Source organism: Pseudomonas sp. TE3728 (assembly GCF_056279145.1).
In genome coordinates, this window is the sequence record NZ_JBWBQT010000001.1 from 3292890 (window position 1) to 3307765 (window position 14876).

16 protein-coding genes are annotated in these 14876 nt (G+C 60.4%); 5 read left to right on the forward strand and 11 right to left on the reverse strand.

The features are described from left to right. Positions 1 to 10 precede the first annotated feature (10 nt). The 4 genes from rlmH to ACZ89R_RS14195 all read right to left on the reverse strand — a co-directional run bounded on the left by rlmH (position 11) and on the right by ACZ89R_RS14195 (position 3017). Positions 11 to 478 (reverse strand): 23S rRNA (pseudouridine(1915)-N(3))-methyltransferase RlmH, encoded by a 468-nt coding sequence (gene rlmH, locus ACZ89R_RS14180; protein ID WP_003185785.1) that lies wholly within the window; start codon positions 476 to 478, stop codon positions 11 to 13. Between the two features lie 9 nt (positions 479 to 487). Beyond that, complete coding sequence (gene rsfS / locus ACZ89R_RS14185) at positions 488 to 982, reverse strand: ribosome silencing factor (RefSeq protein WP_038981377.1); 495 nt, start codon at positions 980 to 982, stop codon at positions 488 to 490. A 72-nt stretch (positions 983 to 1054) separates the two neighbouring features. Then, entirely contained in the window at positions 1055 to 1744 is a 690-nt protein-coding gene (nadD, locus tag ACZ89R_RS14190) for a nicotinate-nucleotide adenylyltransferase (RefSeq protein WP_123498550.1), read from the reverse strand. A 1-nt stretch (position 1745) separates the two neighbouring features. Beyond that, positions 1746 to 3017 (reverse strand): glutamate-5-semialdehyde dehydrogenase, encoded by a 1272-nt coding sequence (locus ACZ89R_RS14195; protein ID WP_123498548.1) that lies wholly within the window; start codon positions 3015 to 3017, stop codon positions 1746 to 1748. A 189-nt stretch (positions 3018 to 3206) separates the two neighbouring features. Between ACZ89R_RS14195 and ACZ89R_RS14200 the strand changes: the two genes are divergently transcribed. After that, a complete protein-coding gene (locus ACZ89R_RS14200) occupies positions 3207 to 3905 on the forward strand; it encodes a DNA-3-methyladenine glycosylase (protein ID WP_429545452.1) in 699 nt (232 codons plus the stop codon). A gap of 177 nt (positions 3906 to 4082) precedes the next feature. Continuing rightward, a complete protein-coding gene (locus ACZ89R_RS14205; protein WP_429545451.1) occupies positions 4083 to 5399 on the forward strand; it encodes a bifunctional DedA family/phosphatase PAP2 family protein in 1317 nt (438 codons plus the stop codon). 93 nt (positions 5400 to 5492) lie between these two features. Here ACZ89R_RS14205 and ACZ89R_RS14210 read toward each other — a convergent pair whose 3' ends face one another. Genes ACZ89R_RS14210 through ACZ89R_RS14220 form a run of 3 tightly spaced genes read right to left on the reverse strand, consistent with a single transcriptional unit; the run spans position 5493 to position 7169 of the window. Next, a complete protein-coding gene (locus tag ACZ89R_RS14210) occupies positions 5493 to 6083 on the reverse strand; it encodes an LON peptidase substrate-binding domain-containing protein (protein WP_429545450.1) in 591 nt (196 codons plus the stop codon). 10 nt (positions 6084 to 6093) lie between these two features. Further along, entirely contained in the window at positions 6094 to 6810 is a 717-nt protein-coding gene (locus ACZ89R_RS14215; protein ID WP_429545449.1) for an LrgB family protein, read from the reverse strand. Then, the gene (locus ACZ89R_RS14220) at positions 6807 to 7169 is read right to left on the reverse strand and encodes a CidA/LrgA family protein (protein WP_008070142.1); all 363 of its coding nucleotides are present in this window, start codon (positions 7167 to 7169) and stop codon (positions 6807 to 6809) included. The genes ACZ89R_RS14215 and ACZ89R_RS14220 overlap by 4 nt, the downstream gene beginning before the upstream one ends. A 195-nt stretch (positions 7170 to 7364) precedes the next feature. Here ACZ89R_RS14220 and ACZ89R_RS14225 point away from each other — a divergent pair, with 195 nt between their 5' ends. From ACZ89R_RS14225 to ACZ89R_RS14235, 3 genes are all read left to right on the forward strand, one after another. Further along, positions 7365 to 7820, forward strand: coding sequence for a MaoC family dehydratase (locus ACZ89R_RS14225; RefSeq protein ID WP_429545448.1), 456 nt, complete (start codon positions 7365 to 7367; stop codon positions 7818 to 7820). 114 nt (positions 7821 to 7934) lie between these two features. Next, positions 7935 to 9650 (forward strand): C13 family peptidase, encoded by a 1716-nt coding sequence (locus tag ACZ89R_RS14230; RefSeq protein ID WP_429545447.1) that lies wholly within the window; start codon positions 7935 to 7937, stop codon positions 9648 to 9650. A 27-nt stretch (positions 9651 to 9677) separates the two neighbouring features. Further along, positions 9678 to 10319, forward strand: coding sequence for an oxidoreductase (locus ACZ89R_RS14235; protein ID WP_123498536.1), 642 nt, complete (start codon positions 9678 to 9680; stop codon positions 10317 to 10319). Positions 10320 to 10396: 77 nt separating this feature from the next. Here ACZ89R_RS14235 and ACZ89R_RS14240 read toward each other — a convergent pair whose 3' ends face one another. From ACZ89R_RS14240 to ACZ89R_RS14255, 4 genes are all read right to left on the reverse strand, one after another. Further along, positions 10397 to 10681: a YceK/YidQ family lipoprotein gene (locus tag ACZ89R_RS14240; RefSeq protein WP_123498534.1), complete on the reverse strand. Its 285-nt coding sequence runs from the start codon at positions 10679 to 10681 to the stop codon at positions 10397 to 10399. Continuing rightward, a complete protein-coding gene (ubiX, locus tag ACZ89R_RS14245; RefSeq protein WP_007894343.1) occupies positions 10674 to 11306 on the reverse strand; it encodes a flavin prenyltransferase UbiX in 633 nt (210 codons plus the stop codon). The genes ACZ89R_RS14240 and ubiX overlap by 8 nt, the downstream gene beginning before the upstream one ends. Next, entirely contained in the window at positions 11303 to 12652 is a 1350-nt protein-coding gene (mpl, locus tag ACZ89R_RS14250; protein WP_008009026.1) for a UDP-N-acetylmuramate:L-alanyl-gamma-D-glutamyl-meso-diaminopimelate ligase, read from the reverse strand. The genes ubiX and mpl overlap by 4 nt, the downstream gene beginning before the upstream one ends. Positions 12653 to 12886: 234 nt before the next feature. Beyond that, complete coding sequence (locus tag ACZ89R_RS14255) at positions 12887 to 14806, reverse strand: sigma-54-dependent Fis family transcriptional regulator (protein WP_429545446.1); 1920 nt, start codon at positions 14804 to 14806, stop codon at positions 12887 to 12889. Positions 14807 to 14876 lie beyond the last annotated feature (70 nt).

Consider the following 14876-nt stretch of genomic DNA (forward strand, 5'->3'; position numbering starts at 1 on the left):
GAGGGCAGAACTACTTGTGGTAAGGGTGGCCGGACAGGACTGTCCAGGCACGATACAGCTGTTCGCCGATCAGAATCCGCACCAATGGGTGCGGCAGCGTCAACGGCGACAACGACCAGCGTTGATCCGCCCGGGCACAGACTTCCGGCGCCAGCCCCTCGGGGCCGCCGACCATGAAATTCACCGTGCGCGAGTCCAGCCGCCAGCGATCGAGTTCGACCGCCAGTTGCTCGGTGCTCCAGGGCTTGCCGTGGACTTCGAGGGTGACAATGCGCTCGTTCGGCCCGACCTTGGCCAGCATGGCCTCGCCTTCCTGACGGATAAAGCGCGCCACGTCGGCGTTCTTGCCGCGGGTGTTGAGCGGAATTTCCACCAGTTCCAGCGCCAGCTCGGACGGAAGACGCTTGGCATATTCATGCCAGCCTTCTTCCACCCATTTGGGCATGCGTGAACCGACGGCGATCAGTCGCAGTCGCACAGCGGTCCCTTATTGCTGGTCTTTGTTGAGCTTGATGAAATGCTCATGGGTGTTTTCCGGGCTGTGGTGCGCGGCGCTGCCGGCACGGCTCTGCTCGGCACCCTGCCACAAACGCTCCAGGTCATAGAACTGGCGCGCGCTGGCAGTCATCATGTGCACGATGACGTCGTCCATATCCAGCAGCACCCAGTCGCTGTCGCCCTTGCCTTCTTCACCCAACGGCTTGACGCCCTGGGCCTTGACCGCCTCGCGGACCTTATCCAGCATCGCGCCGATCTGGCGGTTGGAAGTACCGGTAGCGATGATCATGAAATCAGTGATGCTCTGCTTTTCACGAACGTCGATCACCAGAACATCCTGGGCCTTGACGTCTTCCAGGGCCGCTACGGCCACCTTGACCAGCTCTTCGCCGCGCAGTTCCGGGCCGGTATTGGCCACTACTGGCAGCGGAGCGCTCTTGAACGTGCCCTTGCGCTTTACTTTGTTTACGTCTTTGTCAGTCATATAAAACTCGTTTTGCTCGTGTGTTCGGGCGCTTCGATACACGCATTCACGTGCCTTGAAGCGCGCCCTTTTTCAGTTCGACGCACGGTAAAGCCCGTGCGCATCGATGTAGGCCAGGACCGCGTCGGGCACCAGGAAACGTACCGACTTACCGCTGGCCAGCAGTTGACGGATCTGGGTGGCGGATACCGCGAGCGGCGTCTGCCAGACGAATGCAATCTGTCCGCTCGGCCCTTTGAGGGCCAGCGGGTCGCTCACCGAGCGCGCTGCCAGCAGGTTGCGCAAGGCATCCGGCGGTTCGCTGTCGGCATCCGGGCGTTGCAGCACCAGGATGTGGCAATGCTGGAGCAACTCTTCCCAGCGGTGCCAAGTGGGCAGGCCGCAAAATGCGTCCCAGCCCAAAAGTAGAAAAACCTGGTCCGGGGCGGCCAGTTCGGCGCGCATCAGTTCCAGGGTGTCGATGGTGTAGGACGGTTTGTCCCGCTGCAATTCGCGGGCGTCCACTACCAACGGTGGCACACCGGCCACCGCGCACTTGACCATCGCCAGACGGTCCTTCGCCGACACCTGCGGCGTACCGCGATGAGGTGGCCTGGCACTGGGTGTCAGACGCAACTCATCGAGCGCCAGCGATTCGGCGACTTCCAGCGCACCGCGCAAATGGCCGATGTGCACCGGGTCGAAGGTCCCGCCCAGTACGCCAATGCGTCGAGGCTGGGGCTCGCTGGCGGTCACCTGGGCTGACGGGTCGAGGTCGCCCAAGTCAGAGCGACTCCTGGCCGCGCAACTGACCGTCACCGACCACGATGTACTTCTCGCAGGTCAGCCCTTCGAGGCCCACCGGGCCGCGGGCGTGCAGCTTATCAGTAGAAATGCCAATCTCGGCACCCAATCCGTATTCGAAGCCATCGGCAAAGCACGTCGGCGTATTGATCATCACCGAAGACGAATCGACTTCGGCCACGAAACGCCGGGTGTCGGCCAGGTTTTCGCTGACGATCGAATCGGTGTGATGGGAGCCGTACTTATTAATATGCTCGATGGCCTGATCCAGACCGTCGACCACACGGATCGAGAGGATCGGCGCCAGGTATTCGGTGTGCCAGTCTTCTTCAGTGGCCGCAACGGCCTCGATGATCGCCCGTGTACGCTCGCAACCGCGCAGCTCGACGCCTTTTTCGCGGAACTGGGCAGCCATCGATGGCAGGAAATCCTTGGCGACTGCTTGATCCACCAGCAGGGTTTCCATGGCGCCACAGATGCCATAACGGTAAGTCTTGGCGTTGAACGCGATGCGCTGGGCTTTCGGCAGATCGGCGTGGGCGCTGACGTAGACATGACAAATGCCGTCCAGGTGCTTGATCACGGGCACGCGGGCATCGCGACTGACCCGCTCGATCAGGCCACGACCGCCACGGGGCACGATGACGTCGACGTATTCGGGCATGGTGATCAGCGCGCCAACGGCGGCACGGTCGGTGGTTTCGACCACTTGCACCACGGCGGCCGGCAGATCGGCCTCGGCCAGCCCTCGCTGGATGCAGGCGGCAATGGCACGGTTGGAATGAATCGCCTCGGAGCCGCCACGCAGGATGGTCGCGTTGCCAGACTTCAGGCACAGGCTGGCGGCATCGATGGTCACGTTCGGCCGTGATTCGTAGATGATCCCGATCACGCCCAATGGCACGCGCATCTTGCCGACCTGGATGCCAGACGGGCGATAACTCATGTCTCGGATCGCACCCACCGGGTCGGGCAGTGCTGCGACCTGACGCAAACCGACGATCATGCCGTCGATGCGCTCCGGGGTCAGTGCCAGACGTTCCAGCAAAGCAGGTTCCAGACCATTGGCGCGGCCAGCGGCCAAATCCAGTTCATTGGCTGCGGTCAGCTCGGCGCGTGCAGCGTCCAGCGCATTGGCAGCCGCCTGCAAGGCGCGGTTTTTCTGCGCGGTGCTGGCACGGCCGATCACGCGGGAAGCTTCGCGGGCGGCGCGACCCAAACGGGTCATGTAGTCAAGAACGGACTCAGTCATGGTCTGCAATGGTCTTTGCTAAGGTCTTGGTAAAGAGTAAAGCGGCAGATTATAGCTGTCGCGTCCCGGGACTAACAGCGGTGACAGGCGGATGGTCGAAATGGAGGGCAATTTGCCGACGTTCAGCCGTGATTAAGCCGCATATTGTTATCATCACGACTCAATCAGCCCTGATAAACGCTGTTCATCATGACCAACTTGCCTGTTTCTGCATCCACTACGCGCCAGCCCACGGGGCTGCCGGATGCATTTTTCGACCGCGATGCCCAAACGCTGGCCCGGGATTTACTGGGCAAGATCATCCGCCATAAGGTCGGCGACCTGTGGCTCAGTGCCCGGATCATTGAAACCGAAGCCTATTACTGCGAAGAAAAAGGCAGCCACGCCTCCCTTGGCTACACAGAAAAGCGTAAGGCTTTGTTTCTGGATGGCGGCCACATCTATATGTATTACGCCCGCGGTGGCGATTCGTTGAACTTCAGCGCTCAGGGTCCGGGTAATGCGGTATTGATCAAATCAGCCTATCCGTGGGTCGATGAACTGAGCGGGCCAGCGAGTCTGGCGCAGATGCTATTGAACAATCCCGATGCCCAGGGCCGCCCTCGCCCCTCGCAAAAGCTATGCGCCGGGCAGACGCTGCTCTGCAAGGCGCTGGGGCTGAAGGTTCCGGTCTGGGACGCCAAGCGCTTCGACCATGAAGTACTGCTGGTGGAAGATGTCGGGCCGGCGCCCGGCCACATTATCCAGACCACACGTCTGGGCATTCCCCACGGGCGTGACGAGCACTTGATGTACCGTTTTGTTGATGCGGCTTACGCACTTTATTGCACGCGCAACCCGCTGCGCCGGGGGCAGGTCGAAGGGCGCGATTATTTTTTGCTGTCCTGAATGATTGAAAATCCATTGTGGGAGCGAGCCTGCTCGCGATAGCAGACTGATCGTCGAAGTAGATGTCGTCTGACAATCCGCTATCGCGAGCAGGCTCGCTCCCACATGAGACCTGTAGTGTTTTGAAGATTGCGTTTGTCCCTTGAGGCCAATTGATTATTCAATGGAGTTGTTTTTATGGGCCCATGGCTCGATAGCGTGACCGGTTGGTTGACGGTCAATCCGCAGTGGTTGGCCGCGGCAGTGTTCATCGTGGCTTGCGTTGAATGCCTGGCGATTGCCGGGCTGATCGTGCCCGGCACAGTATTGCTGTTTGCCGTGGCGGTGCTGGCCGGCAGTGGCGCGTTGTCATTGGGTGAAACGCTGCTGCTGGGTTTGCTCGGTGGTGTGTTGGGTGACATTGTTTCGTACTTTTTGGGGCGCCATTTCCACCAGAACATCCGGCGTCTTCCGGGGTTGCGCCATCATCCGGAATGGATGGCCGGGGCCGAGGCGTATTTCCAGCGTTATGGCATTGCCAGTCTGTTGGTTGGACGTTTTATCGGCCCGCTACGACCGATGCTGCCGATGGTCGCCGGGATGTTCGACATGCCATTCCCGCGCTTCGCCGTCGTCAGCTTGCTGGCCGCCGCAGGCTGGAGCGTTGCGTATCTGCTGCCCGGCTGGGCCACGGGAGCGGCGATTCGATTGCCGTTGCCGGAAGGTTTCTGGCCCGAGGCCGCAATTGTCGCGGGCAGCATTGCACTGATGGTGGGACTGAGTGCCACCAGCAGCCTGCGCCGGCATCGCAAAGCCACGATGTTCATCACCGGCATGAGCCTGCTGATTCTGGCGGGGCTGTTTATTGGCTATCCGCACCTGAGCGCTCTTGATCAAGGCGTGATGACGCTGGTGCAGGAACACCGCAGCCCGATGCTCGATGAAGTGGCCGTGGTGTTCACGCTGATCGGCGAATTCCGCAACATGTTCATGTTCAGCGCGCTGCTGACCGTCTTGCTGTTGCTGACACGACAATGGCGGCACGCGCTTTTCGCAGGCGGCACTTTGCTTTTCACCGCGCTGGGCAATACCGCGACCAAGCACTTTTTCGCCCGCATACGCCCGGAAGTGCTGAGCGACCCACTGACCAGCTACAGCATGCCCAGCGGCCACGCCTCGGGCTCTTTCGCGCTGTTCTTGACACTCGCGGTGCTGGCGGGTCGCGGACAACCGCCGCGTATGCGCCTGACCTGGTTGTTGGTGGGCTGCTTGCCAGCGCTGACGATTTCCTTTTCACGGGTGTACCTGGGGGCGCACTGGCCGACCGATGTGCTGGCCGGGGCGATGCTGGCGGCGTGCGTGTGCGCGGCCAGCCTTTGGCTGACTCAACGCCAGACTTCGCTCAACGCCATGCCGCCGAAAATCTGGTGGCTGGTGTTGCCTTCATTGGTGGCGTTGTTCGGTTTCTTTGTGTTGAGGCATATGCCGCATGCGATGTTGAGATACGCGTACTGAAAAGATCAAAAGATCGCAGCCTTCGGCAGCTCCTACAGGGTGTACGTCAATTTAATGTAGGAGCTGGCGCAGGCTGCGATCTTTTAGCGGACGTCAGGCAAACAAGTCACCCTGCAACTTATCCAGCAACGCCTGAATCGCATCCAGCCGCTGCTGCGGATCATCGAGTTGCAGCAGGTCTATCTTGTCCACCTCGGCAAACGGCAACAGGTACGCCAACTGGTTGGCCAGCGACTGCTGCCCCGTCGCTTCGGTGCCCATGTTCAGCGCTTCGACCATCGGGTGTTCCGCCAAGGCCTTGAGCAGCGCGACCAGGTCGGCGTCTTCATCCTGTAGCGGTTGTTCGGGTTCATCTTTGAGCCATTCGACTTCGGCGACGATCAACTGGTCGCGCTGCACCTCGGTGCGCACAACGTGGAAACGCCGCCCGCCTTTCACCCGAATGCCCAGCAGGCCATTGTCTTGCTGATGGAAATCGGTGATCAGCGCCTCGCACCCCACCCGTGCGTAGCCTTCGGGGGCGATGCCGACTTCCTTGCCGTCGAGGATGCACACCACCCCGAAGCCGCCGCCCTGTTTCATGCAGCGACCGATCATGTCCAGGTAGCGCGCCTCGAAGATCTGCAAGTCGAGGGTGCAGTCCGGAAACAGCACCGTGTTCAGCGGAAAAAGCGGCAGACTCATAGACATTTCCTTACACCACCATCGACACCGCCAACGGCAGGAATACCGCCGTGGCTACGCCCATCAGACTCATCGCCAGCGCCGCAAAGGCACCGCATTCTTCACTCTCCTGCAAGGCCACCGAGGTGCCGACCGCATGAGCGGTCATGCCCAGGGCCATGCCTCGAGCCTCTGGGCTGTGGACACCGAGACGGGTCAAAAGACTCGGCCCGAAGATCGCCCCGATTACCCCGGTAATCAACACGAACACCGCCGCCAGCGCCGCGACGCCACCAATCTGCTCTGCCACCAGCATGGCAATCGGCGAGGTGACCGATTTGGGTGCCATGGTCATCAGGATCATGTGTTCGGCGCCGAAGCCCCAGCCCAGCAACACACCCATGCCCGTGGCGACCACGCCGCCTATCACCAGCGTAGTAAATATCGGCCAGAACAACTGCCGGATCCGCCGCAGATTGAGGTACAGCGGCACCGCCAGCGCAACAGTGGCCGGCCCGAGCAAGATGCTGAGGATCTCGGTGCTCTTGCGGTATTCGGCGTAGCTAAGGCCGCAACCCACCAGGACAACGATGACCAGCAACATGGAGACCAGTACCGGTTGCAGAAAAATCCAGCGGGTTTTCTCGTATGCCGCCAGCACCAATTGATACGCGCCCAACGTAATGCCGATACCGAACAATGGATGATGAATCACCGCTACCCAGGCGCCCTGCCAATCGAAAATCATTGGTCGTCCTCGCGATGAGCGTGACGCTTGACCAGGCGCTGCATCAATACACCGGCGAAGGCCATCGATAGCAGCAGCGACAACACCAGCGCACCGGTGATCGCCCAGAAATCCGCGGCGATATCGGCGGCGTAAACCATCACGCCCACCGCTGGCGGCACCAGCAGCAACGGCAGATAACGCAGCAGGCTGCTGGCCGCGAGGTTCAGCGGCTCGCCGACTTGACCGCGAATAATCAGATACCCCAGCAGTAACAGCAGGCCAATGATCGGCCCCGGTAGTACCGGCAAAAACAAATGGTTGAGGGCGGTGCCGAGCAATTGAAAAAGCACCAGCCAGGTCAGGCCACGTAACAACATCCATTCTCTCCCACGCGTGCTCCCCACAAAGAAGGGGCCCGGCATTATAAGCACGCCAACGCTATGAATCGGCATTCGCCAAAAGCATGGATAGTTGACCGGAGCAATTTGCCATGTTGATCTAAAGTGGTTCGCAGGGAGGGCAAATCCCCCCCACTCGAAAACTATAAAACCGATGACCCAAGGAGAGTCTCAATGCCCAATGTTCCAGTTGCAGAGCTCAAAGATTATGTCGGCAAGGAACTCGGACGTTCCGAATGGCTCACCATCGACCAGGAACGCATCAACCTGTTCGCAGAAGCCACAGGTGATTATCAGTTCATCCATGTCGACCCGGTCAAAGCCGCGCAAACACCTTTTGGCAGCACCATCGCCCATGGTTTCCTGTCGTTGTCGCTGATCCCCAAACTGATGGAAGACATCCTCATCCTGCCCGAAGGCGCAAAGATGGTAGTCAACTATGGTCTGGACAGCGTGCGTTTCATCCAGCCTGTGAAGGTCAATTCCAGGGTTCGACTCAAGGTTGACATGAACGACGTCATCGAGAAGAAACCCGGCCAATGGTTGCTCAAGGCAACCGCCACGCTTGAAATTGAAGGGTCGGACAAACCGGCATATATCGCCGAGCCTCTGTCCCTCTGCTTCGTGTAAAGCATCCCGGATGCGAAGCAGCTCACGCTGTTTCGCGCCGTGTCTGTGCCGTGTCTCTATAAATGCGACACATAGCTGCGGCATACTCGGTCGCCTAATTGCCCGGATCCCGCTATGCGCTCACTTGCACTCCTTGCTTTGACCCTGTTGCTCACCGCTTGCGGCGATGGCGAATCGCTGTTGCCCCCTGATGCCCGCCTGCCGGATGGCGGACGCTATCGCGGTGATCTGGTCAATGGTTTGCTGCAAGGTGAAGGCCGCATCGATTACCCGAACGGCAGCTGGTACGCCGGCCAGTTCGACAAAGGCCAATGGCATGGCCAGGGCGAATGGCATGGCAGCAACGGCGAGGTCTATCGCGGGCAATTCCAGCAAGGGCTATTCGACGGCCAAGGCACGCTGACCACCACTGGCAGCAGCTACACCGGCGGTTTCAAGGCGGGTCGACGCGACGGTGAAGGCACCCTCAAAGAAAACGCCATGACCTACCGCGGCGAATTCAAGGCCGATCAATATTCAGGGCTCGGTCGTCTGGAACTCGCAGACGGCAGCCAGTACCAGGGTCAATTCGCCCACGGCAAACCCAACGGCGAAGGCCAGCGCAGCGATGCCAGCGGCAATCAGTTCACCGGGCATTTCGCCGACGGTCAGCTGGAAGGCAATGGCACCTTCAACAGCGCCGATGGCGATATCTATGTCGGCGGCTTCAAGAACAATCAACTGCATGGCAAGGGCCGCTACGAAAACGCCGATGGCGATGTCTGGCTCGGTCAGTTCAAGGAAGGCATGCTCAGCGGCAAGGGCGAGTTGATCGGCGCCGATGGCAGTCACTACATCGGTCACTTCAGCGACTGGCGTTTCACCGGTCAGGGTCGCTTGAACCTGGCCGATGGCAGTTTCTATGTCGGCCAGTTCGACAGCGACAACTATCAGGGCCAAGGTACTTTGGTGCTGACCGATGGCTCGGTGCAGAGCGGCACCTGGATCAATAGTCAGCGCGTGCGCGACGCCGATGGCAAGCTGCTGCCCGACCCTCTCGAACTCGGCTTGTTGGCCCAAGGGCGCTTGCTCGACGATTCGCTGGCCAACGTCCCGGCCTCGACCCCGGCGGTCGAACTGTACACCTTGACCCTCGGCGGCGATGGCAAGCAGAGCGTGTTCCTGCGCGAGTCCGACTACGTCGCCAACATGCTCGCCAGCCGTTTCGGCGCCTTCGGCCAGATCCGCCTGGTCAACCATCGCGATCACCTTGGCGACCGGCCGATGGCCACCCGGGAAAACCTGCGCCGCGCCGCCCAGACCCTGGCCGAACGCAGCGGCCCGGAAGACCTGCTGTTCATTTACCTGACCAGCCACGGCACCAGCGAACACGAACTGGTGCTCGACCAGCCACGCATGGAACTGGCCGACCTGCCCGCCGACGAACTCGCCGCCGTCCTCGCGCCCCTGAAAAAGCGCGACAAAATTATCGTGATTTCATCCTGCTATTCCGGTGGCTTCATTCCCGCCCTCAAGGACGAACGCACCCTGATCATGACCGCCTCACGCGCCGATCGAGTGTCCTTTGGGTGTTCGGAAGAAGCCAACTTCACGTACTTCGGCGACGCGCTGTTCGCCCAGGCGCTGAACCAGACCGACGACCTGGAGCAAGCCTTCAAACTGGCCAGTGCCACCGTGGCCGAGCGTGAACTGGCCGACAGCTTCGAAGCTTCCGAGCCACAGATCTGGGCGCCGAAAACCGTTCTCAGCCACTGGCAGCTGTTGCGCAAACAACAGGCACGAAAGGCACTGCAAAGTGTCTCTATCAGCAAGGATGAAAAGAGCAACTAAGCTGAATAGTATCAAGGGGGAATGACTATGTACTTGACGCCTCAGCATGTATTGCTTGCCGGAGCTACCGGGTTAACCGGTGAACATTTGCTTGACCGTCTACTCAACGAGCCAACGATTACACGGGTATTAGCCCCCTCACGCCGGCCACTGGCCGAGCATCCTCACTTGGAAAACCCGGTCGGTGACCCGACGGTGTTTTTGCCGCAATTGAACGGTCGTGTCGACATTGCCTATTGCTGCCTGGGCACTACGATCAAGCAGGCCGGCTCCGAGGAAGCGTTTCGCGCGGTGGACCTGGACATGGTCGTGGCTTTCGCCAAACGTGCGCGAGAAATGGGCGCACGGCACTTGATCGTGATCAGCGCCTTGGGTGCCGATCGCAGATCCTCGATTTTCTACAACCGGGTCAAAGGCGAGATGGAACACGCATTGCGCGCGCAGAATTGGCCGCAGCTGACCATTTGCCGGCCTTCGCTGTTGTTGGGCGATCGCGTCGAGCCGCGACTGGGCGAGCGGGTTGCCGGCCCATTGTCGAAATTGATTCCGGGCAAATACCACGGCATCGAAGCCTGCCAACTGGCCCGCGCCATGTGGCGCCTGGCGCTGGAAGAGCAGGATGGCGTGCGGATTGTCGAGTCGGATGAGTTGCGCAAGTTGGGCAAGTAAGATCAAAAGATCGCAGCCTTCGGCAGCTCCTACATAGGTATGTGTAGGAGCTGCCGAAGGCTGCGATCTTTTGCTTTTTACAATCCGCCAGTCGCTTGAAAACTTACGCCAATCACCGTCAACAACGACAGCGGCAACAGCAGCGTGTCGAGCAACGCACTGGCCGGCAGGTCAACAGCCGGATAACTCGGCGCTTCGGCGCCAAATCGGTCCATGGCGCAGCAACCGCCGTTCATCGCATACAAATCCAGACGCGTCCCCGAATACACCACCGGCGCTCCAGGCTTGGCCGCATCAAGGGTGCGCGCGGTGGCGCAGCCTGCCAATTGCAAAGCCAACAGGATGATCAGCAGCTTATTCATCGCTGCTCAAATGGTGTTCGCCCCAACGCGGCAGCATGTCTTGCGGGATATTCAAACAGTTGAGAATTCGCGCCACAACGAAGTCGATCAAGTCATCGATAGTCTGCGGCTGGTGATAGAAGCCGGGCGACGCCGGCAAAATCGTCACGCCCATGTTCGACAGCTTGAGCATGTTCTCCAGATGAATGCTCGAATACGGCGCCTCGCGGGGCACCAGAATCAGCTGGCGGCGCTCCTTTAAGGTCACGTCGGCAGCCCGCTCAATCAAGTTGTTGCAGGCTCCGGTCGCGATAGCCGACAAGGTCCCGGTGGAACACGGCACCACCACCATCGCCGCTGGCGAGCCAGAGCCCGACGCCACTGGCGACATCCAGTCTTCCTTGCCGTACACCCGAATCTGCCCGGCGGCGGCGCCGGTGTATTCCGTGAGGAAGGCTTGCATCATCTGTGGTTTGGACGGCAGCGAGACATCGGTCTCGGTGGCCATCACCAGTTGCGCAGCCTTGGAAATCAGGAAGTGCACCTCGCGGTCTTCACGCACCAGGCAGTCGAGCAGACGCAAGCCGTACTGGGCGCCCGAAGCGCCGGTCATCGCCAGCGTGATGCGTTCCGGGCCGTTGTTCATTGCAGCGCCTCGGCGAGTTTGCCGTGCAGGCCGCCGAAGCCGCCGTTGCTCATGATCACCACATGAGTGCCGGGCTGAGCCTGGCTCTTCACGCGCTCGATGATGCCTTCCAGCGAATCGCTGACGATCGACGGCACAGTGCACAACGCCGCAGTGGCGCCCAGATCCCAACCGAGGTTGGCCGGGGAATACCAGATCACCTGATCGGCATCGACCACACTTTCCGGCAAGCCATCACGGTGCGCGCCAAGCTTCATGGAGTTGGAGCGCGGCTCGATGATCGCGATCAGCGGCGCATCGCCAATGCGTTTGCGCAGACCGTCGAGGGTGGTGGCGATCGCGGTCGGGTGATGGGCGAAATCGTCGTAGATCGTGATGCCACGCACTTCCGCGACTTTTTCCATCCGCCGCTTCACGCTTTTGAACGCGCTCAGTGCCGCAATGCCCATCGACGGCACGACGCCGACATGACGTGCGGCGGCCAAGGTGGCCAAGGCGTTGGCGACGTTATGCTGACCGGTCATGTCCCACTCGACCACGCCTTGAACGGCGCCTTCGAACATCACTTCGAATTTCGAGCCGTCTTCACTGAGCAGTTTGACTTGCCACTGACCGCCGGCACCGGTGGTTTGCACCGGGGTCCAGCAGCCCATTTCGATAACCCGCAGCAATGCCGGCTCGGTGGTCGGATGAATCACCAGGCCTTCGCTCGGGATGGTCCGCACCAAATGGTGGAACTGCCGCTCGATGGCCGGCAGATCGGGGAAGATGTCAGCGTGATCAAACTCAAGATTGTTCAGGATCGCCGTGCGCGGACGGTAGTGAACGAATTTCGAACGCTTGTCGAAGAATGCACTGTCGTATTCGTCGGCTTCAATCACGAAGAACGGCGTATCACCCAGACGTGCCGACACCGAGAAATTCTGCGGCACACCTCCGATCAGGAACCCCGGGCTCATGCCCGCGTGCTCCAGGACCCAGGCAAGCATACTGCTGGTGGTGGTTTTACCGTGAGTGCCGGCAACCGCCAGCACCCAGCGGCCTTGCAACACGTGATCGGCCAGCCATTGCGGGCCGGAGACGTACGGCAGGCCTTTGTTCAGCACGTATTCGACGGCCGGGTTGCCGCGGGACATGGCATTGCCAATCACCACCAGGTCCGGGGCCGGATCGAGCTGCGCCGGGTCGTAACCTTGGGTCAACTCAATGCCCTGGGCTTGCAGCTGAGTGCTCATTGGCGGATAGACGTTGGCATCGGAGCCCGTCACGTGATGGCCCAGCTCTTTGGCCAAAACCGCCATCGAACCCATGAAAGTGCCGCAGATACCAAGAATATGAATGTGCATAGTCGACCTCGTAAAACATGGCCGCAGGTTAGCGTAGGGAGGGGAAAATCGCACTCTTTAGCTGAGCGTGAGGCAACCGTTTGGCTGATCCGGCACGCTTTTGGTGGCGAGGGAGCTTGCTCCCGCTGGGTTGCGAAGCAGCCCCAAAACCAGATTCGGATCACCCGATTGCCAACTTTACGACTGCTGCGCAGCCGAGCGGGAGCAAGCTCCCTCGCCACAGGACTCAATCAGTCAGACAGAGCGGGCGATACCGTGTTTGCGCAGCTTTCTGTAGAGGGTATTGCGGCTGACGCCCAGCTGTTCAGCGGTATGCGTCATATGCCAGCGCTGCTGTTCCAGCACAGTCAGTAACGCCAAACGCTCGGCATCGTCCAGGGGATACTCGGACGGTTCTTCAACCGCCGACGCCGTCACCGGTCGAGCCTGGCGAATCATCGCCGGCAAATCCTCCAACCCGATCCGGCCGCCGTCACACAACGCTGCCAGGGTTCGCAGCACATTGCGCAGCTGCCGCACATTGCCCGGCCAGGTAAAATCCAGCAAGGCCTGCCGCGCCGGAGCATCAATCAGCACCGTCTCCCCGCCCGCCTCTTCGGCCAGCAAAAAGTCGAGCAACTGCGATTTGTCAGAACGCTCGCGCAACGCCGGCAATGCGACTTCCAGCCCATTGAGCCGGTAATACAAATCTTCGCGAAAGCTGCCGTCCTGCACCCGTTCAAGCAGATTGCGGTGGGTGGCGCTGATGATCCGCACATTGACCGATTCCGGCTCACCGCCAATCGGCACCACTTGACGGTCTTCCAGCACCCTTAATAGCCGGGTCTGCATGCTCAGCGGCATGTCACCGATTTCATCGAGGAACAAAGTCCCGCCATCGGCCTGCTGCAGCTTGCCGCGCATGCCTTCCTTGCGGGCACCGGTGAAGCTGCCGCCGCGATAGCCGAACAGCTCGCTCTCGATCAGGCTTTCGGGGATCGCCGCGCAATTGAGGGCAACGAAAGATTTTGCTGCCCGTTGACTGGCCTGATGCACGGCTTTGGCGAAAGCTTCCTTGCCTGAGCCGGTTTCGCCATTGATCAGCAACGGCACGTCCCGTTCAAACACCCGCAAGGCCTTTCGGAAATCCTCCTGCAACGCGGCATCGCCCAGGCAAATGCCTGACAAGCGCGGGCGCTCGGCAACCATCGGGCTTTGCACCACCGGCACCGGAATACTGCGCGGCTGCCCGCGCAATACGGCAAACAACCGCCGCCCGTCACGGGTGCGCAATGGCCAACTGGCGCTGGCATTGGCGCTCGCACGGCCGAGCAACTCATCCAGCGAGCAGTCGAAAAACGCCTCCACCGGTTTGCCCAACAGCCCACCACGAATATGCCCCAGCAAATTCAGCGCACTCTGGTTGACCGCACTGATCCGCCCTTCCCCATCGAACGCCAGCAACCCTTCGCTGAACAGCCCGACGGATTCGGCCTGCAAGTGAAAACGCAGCAACCATTGATTGTCGAAGTAACGCAGGAAATAGCAGCTCTCGATCATCTTCGCCGACAGATTGACCAAGGCCATGGTGTGGAATTGGCTCTGCCGCGAAACCTCGTGACGCGCCGAAGACACGTCGAGCACCGCCAGCAGCTCGCCGTGCGGATCGAACACCGGGCTCGCCGAGCAGGTCAGGCCGGTGTGACGCCCCCGAAAATGTTCGTCTTGATGGATGGTCAGGGATTGGCGCTCCACCAGGCAGGTGCCGATACCGTTGGTGCCTTCGCAGGCTTCGCTCCAGTCGGCGCCAAGCCAAAGGCCGGCGCGCTCGAAAATCTTCCGTTCGGTGGGCGCGGTGACGCAGTTGAGGATCACCCCGCGAGCATCGGTCAGCAGCACCGCGTGGCCAGCGCCGGAAAGTTGCTGGTGTAGGCTGGTCATTTCGGTGCCGGCGATCTGCAGCACTTGCTGCAAACGTTCGCGGCTTTCCAGCACACGACCATGCTCCAGCACCGTCGGCGCCATGGTCAGGGCCGGGTCGAGGTGATAATCCTCAAGACAACGCAGCCAGGAACGGGCAATGGACGGATCGCTGCCGGGACCGTGCAGGTGGGATTTGCCTTGGGTCACGGTCAGCACTTGCTGGGCATGGCGACTCAAATGGTTATCGTGCATTTCTTATTATTCTCCCCGAGCGGTTTACACCCTCCCCTGTAGGAGCTGCCGAAGGCTGCGATCTTTTGAC